18 protein-coding genes are annotated in these 18972 nt (G+C 70.2%); 17 read left to right on the forward strand and 1 reads right to left on the reverse strand.

What is annotated here, in order from left to right; translation table 11 throughout:
• Positions 1–467: 467 nt before the first annotated feature.
• Positions 468–1601, forward strand: coding sequence for an acyltransferase family protein (locus tag ACFXI3_RS20700; protein WP_378401347.1), 1134 nt, complete (start codon positions 468–470; stop codon positions 1599–1601).
• A gap of 219 nt (positions 1602–1820) precedes the next feature.
• Entirely contained in the window at positions 1821–2522 is a 702-nt protein-coding gene (locus tag ACFXI3_RS20705; protein ID WP_378401349.1) for a hypothetical protein, read from the forward strand.
• 622 nt (positions 2523–3144) lie between these two features.
• On the opposite strand, the gene ACFXI3_RS20710 is transcribed toward ACFXI3_RS20705, so the two are convergent.
• Positions 3145–3420, reverse strand: coding sequence for a YggT family protein (locus ACFXI3_RS20710; RefSeq protein ID WP_344277343.1), 276 nt, complete (start codon positions 3418–3420; stop codon positions 3145–3147).
• Between the two features lie 148 nt (positions 3421–3568).
• Between ACFXI3_RS20710 and ACFXI3_RS20715 the strand changes: the two genes are divergently transcribed.
• The 15 genes from ACFXI3_RS20715 to ACFXI3_RS20785 all read left to right on the forward strand — a co-directional run bounded on the left by ACFXI3_RS20715 (position 3569) and on the right by ACFXI3_RS20785 (position 18925).
• Positions 3569–5269: an IlvD/Edd family dehydratase gene (locus ACFXI3_RS20715; RefSeq protein ID WP_378401351.1), complete on the forward strand. Its 1701-nt coding sequence runs from the start codon at positions 3569–3571 to the stop codon at positions 5267–5269.
• Positions 5269–6102 (forward strand): fumarylacetoacetate hydrolase family protein, encoded by an 834-nt coding sequence (locus ACFXI3_RS20720; RefSeq protein ID WP_378401353.1) that lies wholly within the window; start codon positions 5269–5271, stop codon positions 6100–6102. The genes ACFXI3_RS20715 and ACFXI3_RS20720 overlap by 1 nt, the downstream gene beginning before the upstream one ends.
• 87 nt (positions 6103–6189) lie before the next feature.
• Positions 6190–7494: an alginate lyase family protein gene (locus ACFXI3_RS20725; protein ID WP_378401355.1), complete on the forward strand. Its 1305-nt coding sequence runs from the start codon at positions 6190–6192 to the stop codon at positions 7492–7494.
• A 104-nt stretch (positions 7495–7598) separates the two neighbouring features.
• Positions 7599–7883 carry an isoamylase early set domain-containing protein gene (locus ACFXI3_RS20730; RefSeq protein ID WP_378401357.1) on the forward strand — a complete coding sequence of 95 codons (285 nt, stop codon included), beginning with the start codon at positions 7599–7601 and terminating at the stop codon, positions 7881–7883.
• A 322-nt stretch (positions 7884–8205) separates the two neighbouring features.
• Positions 8206–8820 (forward strand): TetR/AcrR family transcriptional regulator, encoded by a 615-nt coding sequence (locus ACFXI3_RS20735; RefSeq protein ID WP_344277325.1) that lies wholly within the window; start codon positions 8206–8208, stop codon positions 8818–8820.
• Between the two features lies 1 nt (position 8821).
• Positions 8822–9484 (forward strand): enoyl-CoA hydratase/isomerase family protein, encoded by a 663-nt coding sequence (locus tag ACFXI3_RS20740; RefSeq protein WP_378401359.1) that lies wholly within the window; start codon positions 8822–8824, stop codon positions 9482–9484.
• Positions 9485–9613: 129 nt separating this feature from the next.
• On the forward strand, positions 9614–10084 hold the full coding sequence (locus ACFXI3_RS20745) for a fluoride efflux transporter FluC (RefSeq protein ID WP_378401361.1): 471 nt from the start codon (positions 9614–9616) through the stop codon (positions 10082–10084).
• Entirely contained in the window at positions 10081–10449 is a 369-nt protein-coding gene (gene crcB, locus ACFXI3_RS20750; RefSeq protein ID WP_344277316.1) for a fluoride efflux transporter CrcB, read from the forward strand. The genes ACFXI3_RS20745 and crcB overlap by 4 nt, the downstream gene beginning before the upstream one ends.
• 113 nt (positions 10450–10562) lie before the next feature.
• Positions 10563–11888 carry a cytosine permease gene (locus ACFXI3_RS20755; protein ID WP_344277313.1) on the forward strand — a complete coding sequence of 442 codons (1326 nt, stop codon included), beginning with the start codon at positions 10563–10565 and terminating at the stop codon, positions 11886–11888.
• 27 nt (positions 11889–11915) lie between these two features.
• Complete coding sequence (locus ACFXI3_RS20760) at positions 11916–13466, forward strand: hydantoinase/oxoprolinase N-terminal domain-containing protein (protein ID WP_378401364.1); 1551 nt, start codon at positions 11916–11918, stop codon at positions 13464–13466.
• Between the two features lie 3 nt (positions 13467–13469).
• A complete protein-coding gene (locus ACFXI3_RS20765) occupies positions 13470–14540 on the forward strand; it encodes a DUF917 domain-containing protein (RefSeq protein WP_344277307.1) in 1071 nt (356 codons plus the stop codon).
• Positions 14537–15631, forward strand: a complete 1095-nt coding sequence (locus ACFXI3_RS20770) for a DUF917 domain-containing protein (protein ID WP_378401366.1) — start codon at positions 14537–14539, stop codon at positions 15629–15631. The genes ACFXI3_RS20765 and ACFXI3_RS20770 overlap by 4 nt, the downstream gene beginning before the upstream one ends.
• Complete coding sequence (locus ACFXI3_RS20775; RefSeq protein ID WP_378401368.1) at positions 15628–16347, forward strand: SDR family oxidoreductase; 720 nt, start codon at positions 15628–15630, stop codon at positions 16345–16347. Before ACFXI3_RS20770 ends, ACFXI3_RS20775 begins: the two co-directional genes overlap by 4 nt.
• A gap of 14 nt (positions 16348–16361) precedes the next feature.
• Positions 16362–17432, forward strand: a complete 1071-nt coding sequence (locus ACFXI3_RS20780; protein WP_378401370.1) for a DUF917 domain-containing protein — start codon at positions 16362–16364, stop codon at positions 17430–17432.
• Entirely contained in the window at positions 17429–18925 is a 1497-nt protein-coding gene (locus ACFXI3_RS20785) for a PucR family transcriptional regulator (protein ID WP_378401372.1), read from the forward strand. The genes ACFXI3_RS20780 and ACFXI3_RS20785 overlap by 4 nt, the downstream gene beginning before the upstream one ends.
• Positions 18926–18972: the final 47 nt, after the last annotated feature.

An 18972-nucleotide genomic window follows, 5' to 3' on the forward strand; every position in this document is an offset into this window, starting at 1 on the left:
ACGCGGCCAGTCCACGACCACCCACAAGACCGATTCAGCCGCAAGGCGGATCATTCCCTGCCGCCCTGCCGCCCTGCCGCCCTGCCGCCCTGCCGCCCTGCCGCCCTGCCGCCCTGCCGCCCTGCCGCCCTGCCGCCCTGCCGCCCTGCCGCCGCCCCGCCGACACTTCCGCCCCGCCATCCCGCCGCCACTGCCCACCGAACCAAGCAAGCATTTGTCCGTCACATCCAACGGGTGAATCCTGCTTGCCCGCAACCCAAAACCTCTCACTCACCGGAACCCCGCATCACCCAGCGACAGCCCGCCCCGTCAGCCGCCCCAGCCGGAAACCCCTCCGCCACCACAGATTTCCCCGGAACAACCCCGCCCTCGCACCGCGAACCCGAGCCCCTGTACCGGAAATGCCCGCCCGACACGCCCCAGGGTCGCTCCCCGCCTCGTAAACCTCACCAGTTACGGTGGCGCGCGTGTCCTCGTTCCGTCCGGTGAGCGTGTCTTCGGGGAACCGGCGGATCAGCTGGGACCTCGTGCGCGGTGGGTGCGTCGTGCTGGTGCTGCTGTACCACGCGACCTTCATGAGCGTCGTCGTGCACCCCGAACTGGGGCCGCGGCGGTTCGTGTTCCCGCACCAGGTCGGGGCGAGCCTGCTGCTCGTGATTTCCGCGTACTTCGCCGCCGTCACGATCGGGCGCGGGTCGCTCGGGCGGTACTGGTGGGGCCGGATCGCGCGGTTGCTGCCGCCGTTTCTCGCGGCCGTCGTGGTGATCTACTTCGCGCTTCGGTACCTCTCGCCGCCCGGCTGGTTCAGTCCGCGGTTCGGCGACCTCGTCGGCAACCTCCTGATGCTCTGGAACTGGAAACCCGCCGAGCACCCCTTCCTCGACGGCTCCCACTGGACGATTCCCCTCCAGCTCATGGCGTTCACCGTCGCCGCGCTGCTCTTCCGGAGCAGTTGGGGCCACGGCCGCAGGTTCCGCGTCGTCATGTGGACCGCCTTGCTGGTCCCGCTCGCGCAATGGCCGCTGCGCATCGCTGGCCCGCCCGAGTGGTACCGCGTCATCGTCGACGGCTTCGGCTTCCACCGCTGGCACCTCTTCGTCGCCGGCATCGCGGTCCGGCTCTGGACGACGAAACGCGTGTCCACGACGGAGTTCGTGCTGCTGGAAGTCCTCTGCGTCACCGCGCACGCCCTGCACGGCGCGACCGTCACCCCCACTGGAATCCACGTCGAATGGGGCTCGACGATCGGCATCGCGATCGGCATCGCGCTGATCTCGCTGGCCGCGGCAGGCCCGGACTGGAACCGCTTCCTTCCGCCGTTCGCCCAGCGCGCGATCACCTGGTTCGCCGGCGTCTCCTACGGCGTCTTCCTGATCCACCAGGCCATCGGCTACCTCGTGCTGCACTGGCTGTCCGGCCTCGGCCTCGACCCGCTGCTGCAAACCGCGGGCATGATCACCACCGGCGTCCTCTTGGGCTGGGCACTCACCCGCTTGGTCGAACGCCCCGCCCACCGCTTCTTCCTGCGCGGCTACGACCGCTGGACCGCCCGCCGCCGCCCCGACGACGAACCTGCCCCGGTCACCGCCGGAAAGCCCTGACGCTCAGCACCCCGACCGCGCCGTTCCTCCGGCCTGAACAACCCTGCATTCGACGAGGGAACAACCTGAGACGCGTTCCGTTGCAGGCACCGCAACGACCGTCCGGGAATTCGGCATTCCGGCGGAAACCCTGGCCCAGGTCCGGGTCATCCCTGATGCCCGAAAGCTGATCACGGCCATAACGTGAAAGTCCGGCTCGAAGAGAAGAGGACGAGAAACGTGCGAAGTGGTCGGTTGGTCGCGGCTGGTGTCCTGGCGGCGAGCGTCTCGGCGTGCCAGCTCCCCGTGCAGCAGGACGGGCCTGACGGCACCACCGTCGGGGTTTGGCAGAACACCGTGAAGGACACGTCGACGCTCACCGGTTCGCCGACGGCGATCAAGATCGACAGCCCCGCCGGATACGTGCGACTGCGCTCCGGCGGCGCCCGTGACTCGATCACTGTCGAGCGCGAGATCCATTACCAGGGGGCGAAACCGGAGGGCGTCTGGCATCACTTGACCGGGACGACGCTAGAACTCGACGGAACCTGCGGAACCCAGTGCGTCGTCTCCTACACCGTCACCTTGCCCGACCGCGTCGCGGTGACCGGGAAGATGGGAGCCGGCGAATTCGAGGCGGCCAAGGTCAGCTCGCTGGACCTGACGATGTCCGCGGGCCGGGTCGCCGTTCAGGACTCCGCCGGGCCAGTCAAGGCAGTGACCTCCGTCGGCGAAGTGGACATCACCCTGAGCGCGGCTGCCGACGCCACCATCAGGACCGACGTAGGCGCCGTTTCCCTCACCGTTCCGGGCACGGACTACGCGGTGTCGGCGAAGACCGCGGTCGGCGAACGAAGCGGCACCCTCCCGGACCGGCCGACCGGCGCTCACCGCATCGAGGTCAACTCCAGCGCCGGCGAAATCCGGCTCGACTCCCGCTGATCCGGAGCAAGCGGCCAGGGGAGACGGGCACCGCGAAACTGGCCGTCCACCCCGCGGCACGGCCCCGGAACCAGGTGACCGCTGACGGGATCACCGCAGAGCCGTTCGCCGCGGCCTGACTGGGGCCGGTCGCCTGGACGCGGGTGCTGCTGATTTCCGCAGGAGTACCCGCGTCGCTCCACTGTGGACATTGCGTCGGACCCGGGTGTTCTTCGCCGGGCCTCACGGCACCGCGCGCTGCTCAGGATACGAGCGCATTCCTCTGGACACGAGCGGATGGCTCACAGCGCGGACGCGCTCCTCAGGCCGGGACCGCGCTGCTCACAACCCGACCGTGCTCCCTGCCACGCGAGCGCAAGCGCTCAACTGAACCCGAGCGTGCCGCTCGCAACCCGAGCGCGCTCCTCGGAACGCAGGCGGGCTGTCAAAACGCGACCGCACTGCTCGCAGCCTGAACACACTGCTCAACCCGAGCGCACCGCTCGCAACGCGACCGCACTAGTCGCAACTCGGCCGCGCCGCAAACGACCCGACCGCGCCGCTCACAACTCGACCGGGCCGCGAATGACTCGACCGGGCCGCGAATGACCCGACCGCGCCGCTGACACCCCGACCCCAGCCCTCACAACGCGAACGCGACCGACCGCACCACCAACGCCGCCACGAAAACCACCGTGAACGCCAGGTCGATACCGATCCCGCCGGCCCGGATCGGCGGCAGTACCCGGCGCACGGGAGCGATCACCGGTTCGGTCGCCCGGTGGGTGATGCGGCGCGCCTGGCCGAGCCACGCGGGCCCGGTCGCGACCACGCGGGTCCAGTCCAGCACCATCCGCGCTATCAGCACCACGATGAACACGGTCAGGACGTACCCGACCAGGGTCCCGATCAGGCTCATCGCACACCTCGCGTTGTCCGGCGACATCTCTCACCCCCTCCAACGCCCGGCACCCCCGCGAAGTGTCCGGTTCACCGGAATTCTCAGTCGATTGCCAGGATCCGCCCGATCGGGTATCGAGGGAGGCTCCAGCGAAGGGAGTCGGCGAGTGCGCAGTGCGGCGTGGTTCGGGGCGTCCGGCCGGGCGGGGATGATCCACCGGTCGTGGATGCGGTCCCAGGGCTTCGGCCCGGAGGTGTTCGACGGGCGTCCGGTGATCGGGATCGCGGTGAGCGCTTCCGAACTCGCCCCGTGCAACGTCCACCTCGATCGCGTGGCCGAGGCGGTCAAGCGCGGCGTTTGGCAGGCGGGCGGTTTCCCGCTCGCGTTCCCCACGATGGCGACCGGCGAGACGCTCATGCGGCCGACCGCGATGCTCTACCGCAATCTGATGGCGATGGAGGTCGAAGAGCTGATCCGCGCCAACCCGCTCGACGGCGTCGTCCTCCTCTCCGGCTGCGACAAGACGACCCCGGCGATGCTGATGGGCGCGGCGAGCGTCGACCTGCCCGCGGTGATGGTCACCGGCGGCCCGATGCTCAACGGCAAGTTCCGCGGCGGCGACGTCGGCTCGGGCACGCACGTCTGGAAGTTCGAGGAAGACCTCAAGGCCGGCCGGATGACCGAGGAGGAGTGCTTCTTCGCCGAAGGCTGCATGGCCCGCTCGAACGGCCACTGCATGACCATGGGCACCGCCTCGACGATGGCTTGTCTCGCCGAAGCGCTCGGCATGCAGTTGCCCGGGTCGGCGACCTGGCCCGCGGTCGACGCTCGGCGCTTCGAGACCGCGCAATCAGCCGGGCAGCGCATCGTCGCGATGGTCGAGGAAGAGCTGCGGCCGTCGGAAATCCTGACCCGTGCGGCATTCGAGAACGCGATCCGGGTCAACGCGGCGATCGGCGGGTCCACCAACGCGATCGTGCACCTGCTCGCGCTGGCCGGGCGCGTCGGAGTCCCGCTCACGATGAGCGACTTCGACGAACTCGGCCGGGCGGTCCCCACGTTGGTGAACCTGATGCCGTCCGGCCGGTTCCTCATGGAGGATTTCTGTTACGCGGGAGGTATTCCTGTGGTGTTAAGCAGGCTCGCCGAAGCCGGACTCCTGCACACCGACGTCCGCACGGTCGCAGGCAAGCCCAGGGAAACCGCGGAGTGCTGGAACGACGAGGTCATCACCGCGGTTGAGGCGCCGTTCCAGCCCCCGGGCACCGGAACCGCTGTGCTCACCGGAAATCTCGCCCCGGAAGGCGCGGTGATCAAGCAATCCGCCGCGTCTCCAGAACTGCTCACGCACACCGGCCCGGCGCTCGTCTTCGACACCGCGGAGGACTACCACCGTGTCGCCGATGATCCACAACTGCCGGTCGCCCCGGACACGATCCTCGTGATCCGCGGCGCGGGCCCGAAGGGCTACCCGGGCATGCCGGAGGTGGCGAATGTCCCGGTCCCGAAGAAGCTGATCGAGCAGGGGATCACCGACGTGGTCCGGATCTGCGACGGCCGGATGTCCGGCACCGGCTACGGCACGGTCGTGCTGCACGTGAGCCCGGAATCGGCGGTCGGCGGCCCGCTCGCGCTCGTCCGCACCGGCGACCGGATCACGCTCGACACCCCGGCGCGCGAGCTGACCCTGCACGTGTCCGACGACGAACTCGCTGCCCGCCGCGCGGCGTGGGTCCCGCCGGAAAGCCCGTACCGCAGCGGCTACACCTGGCTCTACCGCGAGCACGTCACCCAGGCGCACCTCGGCGCGGACTTCGATTTCCTGCACGGCACCCGCGGTTCCGCCGTGCCGAGGGACTCGCACTGATGCGCCGCCTAGTGAAGACCGCCGCGGGCTGGCAGGTCACCGACGGCGAAGCCACCGGCACGCTCCCGGTCGGCACCACGCTCGGCTCTCTGCTGGCCCTGTCCGCCGAAGACTTCGCCGAGGCCTTGGCGGTCGAGTTGGAGCCGGGAAAACCAGGAGAGCTGCGAGCGCCGGTCGACGACGACACCGAAGTGTGGGCCGCCGGAGTCACCTACGAGGTGTCGCGCGAGGCGCGGATGGAGGAGAGCGGCGACGCCGACGTCTACGCGCGGGTCTACGAGGCGGAGCGTCCGGAACTGTTCTTCAAGAGCGTCGGACATCGCGTACGTGGTCCGGGCGAGCTGATCGGCGTCCGGGAAGATTCCACTTGGGACGTTCCGGAACCCGAATTAGCGTTGGTGTGCAACGCGAACGCGGAGATCGTCGGCTACACGATCGTCAACGACGTCAGTTCGCGCAGCATCGAAGGCGAGAACCCGCTGTACCTGCCGCAGGCGAAGATGTACCGCGGCTCGTGTGCCGCCGGGCCGTGGATCGTGCCCGCGCAAGACATCCCGGACCCGTACGCGCTCGGCATCGCCGTGGAGATCCGCCGCGCCGGAGAACTGCGCTGGGCAGGGGAGACGTCCACCGCACGGCTCCATCGCAGGCTCGCGGATCTCGTGTCGTGGCTCTACCGCGGCGACGTTTTCCCGCGCGGCGCCGTCCTGGCCACCGGTACATCAGCCGTCCCCGGCCCGGACGTCACTCTCGAGAAAGACGACGAGGTCACCATCATGATCGAGGGCATCGGCACCCTCCGGAACCCGGTCCGGCGCGGCCTCTCCGCCTGACATCCCCTTGACGCGGCCCCGATCGTTCGGCTATTCAATCTCAGTTCACATATCTGTGGAGTATTCATATACTTGAACGGAGTTGCGGTGCTGCCTCCTTTCCGGTCTACCCGTCCGCGTCGTCTCGCGGCGGTTCTCGCGACGGTCGCGGGGCTGCTCGCGACCACCGCCGGGGCGGCGACCGCCGCGCCCGCGCCGAGGTCGTGTTCATTCGTCTGCGTGCCGGACCCGGTGGTGCTCGACGGCCTGCACCTGGCAGGCAACAAGATCGGCCTGATGGCCGGGAATCCGACGCTGCGCACGTCGCTGTCCAATCTGCTGAAGCAGGCCGACGACGCGCTGACCAAGGGGCCGTGGACGGTCGTCGACAAGGAGCGCGTCCCGCCGAGCGGCGACAAGCACGACTACCTGAGCCTCGCCCCGTACTACTGGCCCAGCCAGCCGAAAACGCCGGAAAATCCGCAGGGCTGCCCGTACGTCGACCGCGACGGCCAGGTCAATCCCGAGATGAAGAACGTGCCGGACAAGGCCGAGCGGCTCGTCGCGTTCAACTCGATCTACCAGCTCTCGCTCGCCTGGTACTACACCGGCAAGGCCGAGTACGCCCGGCGCGCCGCGCTCGACCTGCGCACGTGGTTCCTCGACGCGGCAACGAAAATGAACCCGAACCTGAACTTCGCGCAGGGCATCCCGTGCAAGACCGACGGGCGGGGGATCGGCATCATCGAGTTCTCCTACACCTTCACCCAGGTCCTCGACGCCGCCCGGATCCTCGAAGCGGGCGCGCCCGGCTGGACGAAGGCCGACGGCAAAGCGTTCCGCGGCTGGTCGTCGGACTTCCTGACCTGGTTGCGCACCAGCAAGAACGGCACCGACGAGGCCAAGGCGGCCAACAACCACGGCACCTTCTACGACCTGCTCACCGCGGCGACCGCGAGCTACGTCGGCCAGCGCGACCTCGCCCGGCAGATCGTGCGCGACTCCGGCAAAGCCCGGATCGACCACCAGATCGCCGCGGACGGCGGTCAGCCCGAGGAATCGACCCGCACCCGGACGTACCACTACCACACGTTCAACCTGGTCGCCCTGACTCGCCTCGCGCAGCTGGGCAAGCACCTGGGCGTCGACCTGTGGTCGTACCGGAACCCCAACGGCGGCAGCATTTTCGCCGCGGTCGACCACCTGCTCCCGGCGGCCACCGGTGCTGAGCCGTGGCCGTTGCCGGACATCCATTTCATCCAGTACGCCGCTCTCGACAGCGTGCACGCCGCCGCTGACGCCGGCGACTGGAAGGCCCGGGCCGCGGTCGGGCGCATCCCGGCCCCGCCCGGCGGCGACCTGTTCCCGGTCCGCCCGGCGGCCGAGCAGCTGGACGACGTTTCCACCACCTGACCCCGGTTTCACCCGGACGCGGCACTCGTCGCGTCCGGGTTTCCGGCGGCGGTCGTGAAACGATTCAGAAATACCGATTCGCCGGAACCGGAAAGGGAAACGCCGTGATCAAGACCAGCCGGAGCAGCGGCTCGCAGGCCCGGCGGGTGACGTTCGTGCTCCCGCTCGACACCCCGCCCGGCCCGGTGAGCGTGGTCGGCGACTTCAACGACTGGCAGCCCGGCCGCCACGAACTCCGCAAACGCTCGAACGGCACGCGCTCGGCCGCGGTGGAGGTCCCGCCCGGCGCCCGGCTCCGCTTCCGCTACCTGGCCGACGGCGGCCGCTGGCTGGACGACCCGGACGCCCCCGCCCGCGACGGGCGGGATTGCCTGTACATCGCGGACTGAACCCCGCACCCGCACCCGTGCCCGGCGAGGCGCGGGCGGCGGAAAAGGCGGTTCGGCTCCCGCGAGCGCGGCGGGAAATCGCGCCCTGCTCGGCGAACGGCCGAGGGTCGTTCGGGACGCGCGCGGGTGCTTCCTCGGCACTGGACAAGGTTTCCGGTGGCGAAGACTCGTCCGCGGCGATGCTCGGCCCGGCGAGCAGGCGAACCTCGTGGGCGGTCTTGAGTGTTTGCGCCGGTTAGAACCGGCACCACCGCTCACGACCTCCGAGTCGCACATCACCTGACCCTGGTTTTGGAGCACCTGCTCCATTACTATCGCCGACATGCCCCGCCCCCGGATCCACGACCCCGAGCTGATCCTCGACGTCGCCGAGCGCCTTATCGCCGACTCCGGCCCCGAAGCGCTCACCGTCCGGCGGCTGGCGCAAGAAGCAGGCGTCCCGAACAGCACGATCTACCACGCCTTCACCAACCTCCCCGCCCTGATCGGCCGGACCTGGCTGCGCGCCGCCACGTTCTTCCTCGACGAACAAGAGCGGCTGGTCGACGAAGCGCCCGACCCGATCGAAGCGGTAGTCGCGGCCGCCGACACCTCCGCCGTAGTAGCCGACGCGCGTCCGGACGCCGCGCGGATGATGATCGCCGTCCCGTCCAAGCGCGTACTGGGTCCGCAGCTTCCCGACGACGTAGCGGAAGCCTTGCACGCCTTGGACAAACGCTTGGTCCGCCTCCTCGTCCGCCTCGCCCGTCAACTCTGGGACCGAGGCGACGGCCAGGCCGTCGAGGTCATCACCGCCTGCGTAGTCGACCTCCCGACCGCCCTGCTCCGCCGCGAACTCGCCACCGGACCTGCCAGCGCGGACAGTCGCGCACGGCTGGCCGCGGCGGTCCGCGCCATCCTCGCCCTGGAACCACCGAAAAAGTCCAGAAAGGACTGAAATGCCCACTCTCACCACCACCGGCGCCGTCCACGTGCTCGATTTCGGCTCCGACGAAAACCGGTTCGCCCCAACGTGGCTGGAAGAAGTCCATACTCACCTCGACACGGTCACCGCGGGCAAGGAACCCGCCGCGCTCGTCACCGTCGGCAGCGGCAAGTACTACTCCAACGGCCTCGACCTCGACTGGTTCACCAGCCATCCCGAAGAAGCGGGCAAGTACGTCACGAGCATCCACGAACTCCTCGCCCGCGTGCTCGCGCTGCCGGTCCCGACGATCGCCGCGGTCAACGGACACGCGTTCGGTGGCGGCGCGATGCTCGCGATGGCGCACGATTTCCGCATCATGCGCGAAGACCGCGGTTACTTCTGTTTTCCCGAAGCCGACATCAACCTCCCGTTCACCCCGGGCATGGCCGCGCTCGTCCAAGCGAAGCTCACCCCGGCCGCCGCCGTCGCGTCGATGACCACCGGAAGCCGCTTCGGCGGTCCGCAGGCGAAAGCGCTCGGCCTGGTCGACGGGACCGCCGCGCTGGAAGACCTGCAAACGGCGGCAGTCGAACGAGTCGCGCCGCTGGCGGGCAAGGATCGCGGCACGCTCGCCGCGATCAAGTCCACTATGTTCGGTCCGGCGCTGACCGCGTTGCGGGAGGCGGGGAACTGATCAGGTAGGCTCGCGGACGCGCGGCGGTGGGGCTCGCCGCTCCGGGAATCTCCCGGACAACCGCGGTCGAGACCGCCAACAGTCCCTACTCGAACGGCGAACCGTGTGTCCGTGGAGTAGGAGAAGACTGTGCCTGAAGAACCTCTCGACCCTGACGTCGATCTCCGGGATCCAGTGCAGCAACGCGAACTCGTCCGGCACCACGTGTCGGTGCTCGGCGTGATCGCGCTCGGCGGCGGGCTCGGCGCGCTGGCCCGCTACGGCCTCGCGCAGGCCCTTCCCGCCGCGACCGGCGGCTTCCCGTGGGCGACGTTCTGGACGAACGTCGCCGGCTGTTTCCTCATCGGCGTGCTGATGGTGCTGGTCACCGAGACGTGGTCGGCGCACCGGCTGGTGCGGCCGTTCCTCGGCGTCGGCATCCTCGGCGGCTTCACCACGTTCTCCACCTACGCGGTCGAAGCGCGCAACCTGCTCCAGCCGGACACCGTGCCGCTCGCCTTCGGCTACCTCGGCGGAACGCTCGCCGCCGCGCTGCTCGCCGTCCTGCTGGGACACGCGATCACCCGCAAACTCGTCCCGGCGGAGGTGACTGTCCGATGACCGTCCTCCTCGTTTTCCTCGGCGCCGCGGTCGGAGCGCCGATGCGGTACCTGACCGACCGGGCCGTCCAGTCCCGGCACCAGAGCCTGTTCCCGTGGGGGACGTTCACCGTCAATCTCGTCGGCTGCGTCCTGCTCGGCGGCCTCGCCGGCGCCGGGACTGCGCTGCCCGCGGCGGTCTACTCGCTGCTCGGCACCGGATTCTGCGGCGCGCTGACGACCTACAGCACTTTCAGCTACGAAACCGTCCGGCTGGTCGAGCGCCAGTCGTACTTCGCCGCGGCGGCCAATGTCGTCGTCAGCATCGCGGCGGGGGTCGGCGCGGCGGCGTTCTCGTACGAGGCAGTCCACGCCTTGGTCGGGTAGGAATGCGATCTGCACAGCCGGACTGGCCGGACTGTGCGGATCGCACGGTGACCTCGCCGGAGACGCTGCTTACGGTGCTGGGAACCGTTCCCCTCCAGGATGAGGAGGTCGCCATGGCCTCGGCTGTCGGTGTCGACGATTACGCGCTGACCAGGGTGCCCGATTCCGCCCGTTACTCGTGGTGGTCGGTCGCTGTGCAGCGGTTCGGCCAGGTTTCCGCGCTGTCGCAGTTCCTGCTCGGCGCCACGATCGGCTTCGGGATGAGCTTCGGGAACGCCGTGCTGGCGTTCACGCTCGGCTCGGTCATCCTCGAACTGATCACGATCCTCGTCGGCGTGATCGGCGTCCGCGAGGGCCTGACCACCTCGATGATCGCGCGCTGGACCGGCTTCGGCCGCGGCGGCTCCGCGCTCATCGGGCTGGCCATCGGGATCAGCCTGATCGGCTGGTTCGGCATCCAGTCCGCGGTGTCCGCGCAGGGCCTCGCCGCGCTGGTCGGCGGCCTGCCGGAATGGGGCTGGGCGCTCGTGTTCGGCCTGGTGGTGACCGCGATCGTGGTGCGCGGCTTCCACTCGATGGCGTGGACGGCTTACCTGATGGTGCCCGCGTTCCTGATCCTGGTCGGCTGGTCGGTGGTCTCCGAACTGACCCGGCACGACCTCGGCGCGCTCGTGGCTTCGGCGCCGCCGGGTCCGCAGCTGAGCCTGCTGCAGGGCACGACGCTGGTCGCGGGCGGGTTCATCGTCGGCGCGGTGATCACGCCGGACATGACCCGGTTCAACCGCACCACCGGCGACGTCGTCAAACAGACGCTCGTCGGCGTCACGCTCGGCGAGTACGTGATCGGCCTGGCCGGGGTGCTGCTCGCGCACGCGGTCGGCACGGCGCAGATCACCACGATCGTCACGTCGTCGGTCGGCTGGGTCGGGCTGCTGATCGTCATCGCGGGCACGATGAAGATCAACGACTGGAACCTGTACTCGTCCGGGCTCGGCGTCGTGAACTTCATCGGCACCGTGTCCGGGAAACGCGCGCACCGCGGCCTGGTCACCGCCGTGCTCGGCGTGGTGGGCAGCGTGCTCGCCGCGGCCGGGATCCTCTCGAAGTTCACCGATTTCCTCACCGTGCTCGGGGTCGCGTTCCCGCCCATCGCCGGGATCATGGTGGCCGAATACTTCGTGGTGAAGCAGTGGCGCGGCACGCTGGAGGAGGCAAGGGCGCGGGGCGCGGTGCCCACCGACGCTCCGGTGTGGGTGCCCGCGACGATCGTCGTCTGGATCGCCGCCGCGCTGTTCGGCGAGTTCGTGGACTGGGGCTTGCCCAGCATCAACTCGCTCGTCGTCGCTTTCGTTCTGTACGTGGCCGCCGGGAAGCTCGGCCTGGTCCGCGGGGTCGGCAGGAGTGCCACCGCGGACGCCGAACCCGCCCCGGCCGCCTGATTCCGTTACCTGGAAGGAGATTTCTTCGTGCGCATCGGCATCGACGTCGGCGGCACCAACACCGACGCGGTCCTCCTGGACGGCCGCGAGGTGCTCGCCTCGATCAAGACCAGCACCACCGAGGACGTCACCTCGGGCATCGTCGCCGCGATCGACGGGCTGCAGCGGCAGCGGGCGTTCGACCCGGCCGCGGTGCGGGCGGTCATGATCGGCACCACGCACTTCATCAACGCGCTCGTCGAGGCGCACCGGCTGGCCCCGACCGCGGCGGTGCGGCTCAGCCTGCCCGCCGGCGCGTCGCTGCCGCCGATGGTGGACTGGCCGCAGCGGCTGGTCGACGCGGTGTCCGGGCGCAGCTACCTGGTGCACGGCGGCCACGAGTTCGACGGACGGCACATCGCCGAACTGGACGAGAGCGAACTGCGCAAGGCCGCCGACGACATGGGCTCGGCCGGGGTCCGCAGCGTCGCGATCACGTCGGTGTTCTCGCCGGTGAACGCGGAGTTCGAGGCGCGGGCGGCGGAGATCATCGCTTCGCAGCTGCCGGACGTCGCGATCTCGCTGTCCCACGAAATCGGCCGGATCGGGTTGCTGGAGCGGGAAAACGCGACCGTCATCAACGCCGCGCTGCGCGAGCTGGCGGCGCACATCGTGGACGGTCTCGCCGCGTCGGTCACCGGCGCGGGCATCACCGCGCCGCTGTACCTGAGCCAGAACGACGGCACGCTGATGGACGTCGATTTCGCCCGCCGCTACCCGGTGGCCACCTTCGCGTCCGGCCCGACGAACTCGATGCGCGGCGCCGCGGTGCTGTCCGGTTTGGACACTTGCGCGGTGGTCGACGTCGGCGGCACCACGAGCGACGTCGGCGTGCTGCGACAGGGTTTCCCGCGCGAGGCGACCACGGACGTGAGCGTGGCCGGGATCCGCACGAACTTCCGGATGCCGGACGTCCTGTCGATCGGCATCGGCGGCGGCAGCCGGGTGCGCGGCGACGCGGCCAGCGTGACCGTCGGGCCGGATTCCGTCGGCTACGAGCTGACCTCCAAGGCGCTCGTGTTCGGCGGAGACACCTTGACCGCCACCGACATCGCGGTCGCCGCCGGGCGCGCCGAGATCGGCGACCCGTCGCTGGTCGCGCACCTCGACCGGGACTTCGTGCGGGCGGCGCTGGACCGGATCGCGACGGACGTTTCCGACGTCGTGGACCGGATGCGCACGTCGTCCGAGCCGCTCCCGGTGGTCGCCGTCGGCGGCGGTTCGGTGCTGCTGCCGGACGAGCTCGCCGGTTCCGGCGAGGTGCGCCGGCCGGATCACTACGCGGTGGCCAACGCGATCGGCGCGGCGATCGCGCAGATCGGCGGCGAGGTCGACCGGGTGTACGTGATCGAGCCCGGCCGTCGCGAAGCCGTGGTGGACGAGGCGAAGCAGGAAGCAGTCGACCGCGCGGTGGCGGCCGGGGCGAGCCCGGCGTCCGTCGGCATCGTCGACTTCGACGAGGTGCCGATCCCGTACCTGCCCGGCAACGCCACCCGGATCCGGGTCAAGGCGGTCGGCGACCTGCAGCTGGGGGCGTGAACGATGGCTGAGATTACCGAGAAGGATCTGGACGACATCGCGCGCGGCGCGGCGATCCTCGGCACCGGCGGCGGGGGAGACCCGTACATCGGCCGGTTGCTGGCGCATTCCGCGGTGCGCGAACACGGTTCAGTCCCGCTAGTGTCACTGTCCGAATTGGACGACGACGCGGTGGTGCTGCCGGTCGCGATGATGGGCGCGCCGACTGTGATGGTGGAGAAGTTGCCGTCCGCCGAACAGGTCGGGCTCGCCGCCCGGACGCTGGCTACCTATTTGGGCAAGGAACTCACGCACATCGCTTGTGCCGAAGCGGGTGGCGTGAACTCGCTGATCCCAGTCGTCGCGGCCGCGCAGCTGGGCCTGCCCTTGGTGGACGCGGACGGCATGGGCCGGGCGTTCCCGGAACTGCAGATGGTTTTGCCGACCCTGTACGGAATCCGCGCGACCCCGATGTCCATTGCGGACGAGAAGGGCAACCGCGGCGTACTGGACACTGTGGACAATCACTGGGCGGAGCGGCTGGCCCGGTCGGCGACCATCGACATGGGCTGCTCGGCGATGATCAGCAACTACGCGATGTCCGGCGCGCAGGCCCGGGAATCGATGGTGCCCGGCACACTGACGCTCTGCGCGGAACTCGGCGCGCTCGTGCGAGAGGCGCGCGAGGCACACGAGAACCCCGTGGATCGCGTCGTGGCGCGGCTGCGCGGCCAGACGCTGTTCAGCGGCAAGGTCGTCGACGTCGCTCGCCGCACTGTCACCGGGTTTGCTCGCGGCGAAGCCCGGCTGTCCGGAATGGACGGTGACACCGGGACGGAAATGTTGCTGCGCTTCCAGAACGAGCACCTGGTGGCCGAGGTCGACGGCGAGGTGCGCGCTTCCGTGCCGGACCTCATCTGCACCCTCGACCGCGAGTCCGGCGAGGCCGTCACCACCGAGGGCCTGCGCTACGGCCAGCGGGTGACGGTGATCGCGGCCCCGGCGGATCCGCGCTGGCACACCCCGGAAGGCATCGCGCTGGCCGGCCCGCGGTACTTCGGCTACGACCTCGACCCGATCGGGGTCGCGGGATGAGCTGGACGTTGACCGAAGACCACCTCGAAGACCTCGCTCGCGGAGCTGCGGTCCTCGGCACTGGTGGCGGCGGCGATCCGTACGTCGGACGGCTGCTGGTGCGCGAGGCGATCCGCGAGCACGGACCTGTCACCGTGCTCGACCCAGACGATCTGGACGACGACGCCCTCGTGATCCCGACCGCGCAGATGGGCGCGCCGACCGTCGTGCACGAGAAGCTCCCGAACGGCGCCGAACCCGAACTTGCCTTGCGGGCGCTGGAAAACCGTCTCGGTGCGAAGGCCGACGCGACGATGCCGATCGAATGCGGCGGCATCAACTCGATGATCCCGCTGGTCGTGGGCGCGCGGCTCGGACTGCCGGTGGTCGACGCGGACGGCATGGGCCGGGCGTTCCCGGAACTGCAGATGGAGACGTTCGGCGTGTACGGCGTCCCCGGTTCACCGATGGGCATCGCCGGAGAACGCGGTGAAACCACGGTGATCGACACCGGTGCGGACAACCGCCGGATGGAATGGCTCGCGCGCGGGATCACCATCCGGCTCGGCGGCGTCGCACACATCGCGGAGTACTCGATGAGCGGCGCGGACGTCAAACGCACGGCCGTGCCGCGCACGCTGTCGCTCGCGCTGAGCGTCGGCCGCGCGATTCGCCTTGCACGAGAAGAGAACGCTGATCCGGTGGCCGCATTGGCGACCGCGCTCAGCGACACGCTGTACCCGCATCTGCGGGTGTTGTTCCGCGGCAAAGTGTCCGATGTGGAACGTCGCACCGAAGAAGGGTTCGCCCGCGGCCGCGCGGCCGTCGTGTCCTTCGAGGGCGACCACAAGCTGGAAATCCTTTTCCAGAACGAAAACCTGGTGGCGCTCGTCGACGGCGAAGTGCGCTGCCTGGTCCCTGACCTGATCTGCGTGCTGGAGGCGGAATCCGCCGAGCCGATCACCACCGAAACGCTGCGCTACGGCCAGCGCGTCACCGTGGTCGGAATCTCGACGCCGCCGCTCATGCGCACCCCGGAAGCGCTGGCCACGTTCGGCCCAGCGGCGTTCGGGCTGCCGCACGATTTCGTACCCGTGGAGGTGGCTTCGTGACTTCGCTCGACGGCCGGGCGGTCGTAGTGCTCGGCGGCGGTTCCGGGATCGGGCTGGAGGTCGCCCGGCGCGCGACGGCGGCAGGCGCGCTCGTCCACCTCGGCGGCCGGTCCGGCGACAAGCTGCGCGCGGCCGCCGCGGAACTGGGCCCGACCGCGACCTGGCAGGCCGTGGACACCACCGACCAGGCATCGCTGGCCGAGTTCTTCGGCGCGCTGGACCGGGTCGACCACCTGTTCACACCCGCCGCGTCCTACACCGTCGGCCCGATGCGCGACCTCAGCGACGAGGAGGCGGAAAGCCCGTTCGTCACGAAGTTCTGGGGCCAGTACCACGCGGTGAAGCACGCCGCGCCGAAGCTGTCGCCGGATGCTTCGGTGGTGCTGATGTCGGGCGTCGCGAGCGTGCGTCCGCCCGCCGCGGCCCCGGCGTACGTGGCGTGCAACGCGGCGATCGAGGGCCTCGGTCGCGGACTCGCGGTGGAGCTGGCACCGGTGCGGGTGAATGTCGTGTCGCCGGGCACGATCGACGGGAACCTGTGGGCCGGGCGTCCGGCCGCCGCGCGGGAATCGAGTTTCGCGCAGTACCGCGCGGATACGCTGCTGCACCGCGTCGGCCGGGAGTCCGAAGTGGCCGATGCCGTGCTGTACCTGTTCACCAGCACCTACACCACCGGCTCGACGCTGTATCCGGACGGCGGGTACAGCCTCCGCTGATACGCTGACCAGCCATGCGCATCACCGCCGCGGACGTGCCGGCACTCGAACGCGGCGTCGCGCTGCTCGGGTCCGGCGGGGGCGGGGACACCGTCACCGCGGCGGTGCTGCTGCGGCGGCTGACCGAATCCGGCCGCGAACCCGTCGTGCACGCTGTCGCGGACCTGGCGCCGGACACCCTCGTGGTGCCGACCGGCATCGTCGGCGCGACCGCGGCGTTCGCCGAGAAGCTGCCCAGCGGCGACGAATTCGCCTCGGCGATCGCGGCGATCGAACGCTGGACCGGGCAGCGCGCGCAGGCGCTGATGTCCATCGAGATCGGCGGCCTGAACGGCCTGCTGCCGCTGGTGGCCGCCCAGGACCTGGGTCTGGCCTATGCGGACGCGGACCTTTCCGGGCGCGGGCTGCCGAGACTCGACCAGCTCTCGGTCGCCGCGACCGGCCGCGGCGTCGCTCCGGCGGCGATGGCCGAACCCGGCGGCCGGGTGGTGGTGCTCGCCGCGGCGGCGGCCTCGGTGGTCGAGAGCGGGATCCGCGCGTTCCTGGCCAGCTCAGGCGGCTGGGCGGCGATCGCGCTCGCCCCGATCCCCGCCGGTGAACTGGCCGGACACGCCGTCGTCGGCACGACGAGCGAAGCCCTCGCCCTCGGCGCCCGCGTGCTCGCGGCAGGGGAGAGCCCGGACCTCGCCGCGCTGGAAACCGCTCTCGACGGCCGGGTTCTCGCCCGCGGCCGGGTGCTGGAGGTGTCGCGGCACATCGGCCCCGGACAGCACGGACACCCCGGATTCGGCCGCGGCTCGGCGACGCTGACCGATCACCGCGACGGCGCGTTGCTGCGGCTGGAGATGGAGAACGAATACCTGCTGGCGTTGCGGGACGGGCTGCCGGTGGCGTCCACTCCGGACATTCTGTCGGTGCTCGACCGCCGCACCGGCATCCCGTTGCAGTGCGACGCGATCCGCGCCGGCGTGGAGGTGGACGTCGTGTGTCTCGCCGCTTCCCCGTTCTGGACCGATCCGCGACGCCGGCCGCTGTTGGAACCGCGCGCGTACGGAATCGACTGCGATCCGGTGGCAGCCCAGTGATTCTCCGTCAGCTGCTCGCTCTGCCCTCGTGGGCCGGCCCGGTCCGGGTCTGCTCCGGCGAGTCCGGTTTGGATCGTCCACTGCGGACAGTCAAAGCCGCCCTGGACGCGTCCGGCACCCCCGCTTCCGGCGAACTGGTGGTGGTGGTCCGCCCACTCGGTTCCGACTGGCAGATCGACGCCCTCCTGCGCCGGTGCGCGGATGCCGGAGCCGCCGGAGTCCTGCTCCCCGGAGCCGAACCGCTTGCCGCGTCACAACTTCTGGCCGAACGGCTGTCGGTGCCGCTGCTGGTGACTTCAGCCGATCCGCTCGATCTGCTCGTGGACGCCCGCCTCGCGCTGGCCGCTCCCGACATCGACCGCGCGGACGCCGTGCTGGCCGCGCACCGGGCGCTCGGCGAGCGATTGCTTCCGCCCGAGGAGATCGTGACCGTGCTGCGGCGGCTGCTGGACGCTCCCGTCGCCGTCCTCGACGACCGTGGCGAGGTGCTGGCCGGTGAACTCGCCGACGCTGCCCGCGTGCGAGTGCACGAGCCGGTCCCGCAACGCATCGCCCTCGCGGACGGCGTCCTGCTCGCCCATCCCGCCGTGCTGCCGCAGCCATCGGTGTGGCTGGCCGCCGAACTGCCCGGAGCCAAGTCCCCGCGCGCGGACGTCGTCGCCGCGACGCTGGCCGTCGCCGCTGGTGCCGTGCAGCGCTGGCTGCTGGCCCACCGCCTGGAACTGGAACGCGACGCCCGTTCCCGGTCCGCGCTGCTGGGCGATTTGCTGCGCCAAGACACCGAACCCGGCGCCGACCTGCGTCGCCGCGCCGCTGACGCGGGCTGGCGACTCGGCGGCTGGCACGTCGGCCTGCGCATCGGTGTGCCCGCGGACGTCGACACCGTCTCCCGGACGCAGGAGGTCGTGCGCGCTCTCCGGGCCGAATCGATCGACGCGGTCACCGTCGAACACGGCGAGGGCTGGACCGGCTGGGTCACCTTCGAACAGGAACCGACTGCGGAACGGGTGCGTGCGCTATCCGCGCGGCTGCGCGCTGTGCACCGCAGCCTGCGCCGCACGCTCGACGCACACCTGGGCGTCGGCCGCCCGCACGCCGACGGTCTCACCGCGACAGTCGCCGAAGCCACCGACGCCGCCCGCCTCGCTGCGGCGCGTCCGGAGACTGGGCATTTCCTGCACGTGGACCAGCTCGGGATGGCCCAGCTGTTGCTGGAGTGGACGCGGACGGACACCTTCGAGCCTGCTGCGCGCGCGTTGCTCGCTCCGCTGGTCCCGGTGCCGGGGGATTTGATCCGGACCCTCGCGGCTTATCTCGACGCGGAGTCCTCGCTTGCCGAAACGGCGACTGTGCTGGGGATTCACCGGAATACGGTTGCTGCGCGAATCGGCCGGATCGAGCAGTTGCTGCATGTTGACCTGTCACGTCCGGATGAGCGGCTGGCTTTGCATCTGGCCGCCCGCGCGGTCATCCTCGCCCGTCCCGCTGAGTAGTACTGGCAGGACCAGTTACGCCCTTGGTGATCACTGGCCCGGAAGGC

Source organism: Amycolatopsis sp. NPDC059235, from assembly GCF_042754125.1.
Taxonomy (GTDB): domain Bacteria; phylum Actinomycetota; class Actinomycetes; order Mycobacteriales; family Pseudonocardiaceae; genus Amycolatopsis; species Amycolatopsis albidoflava.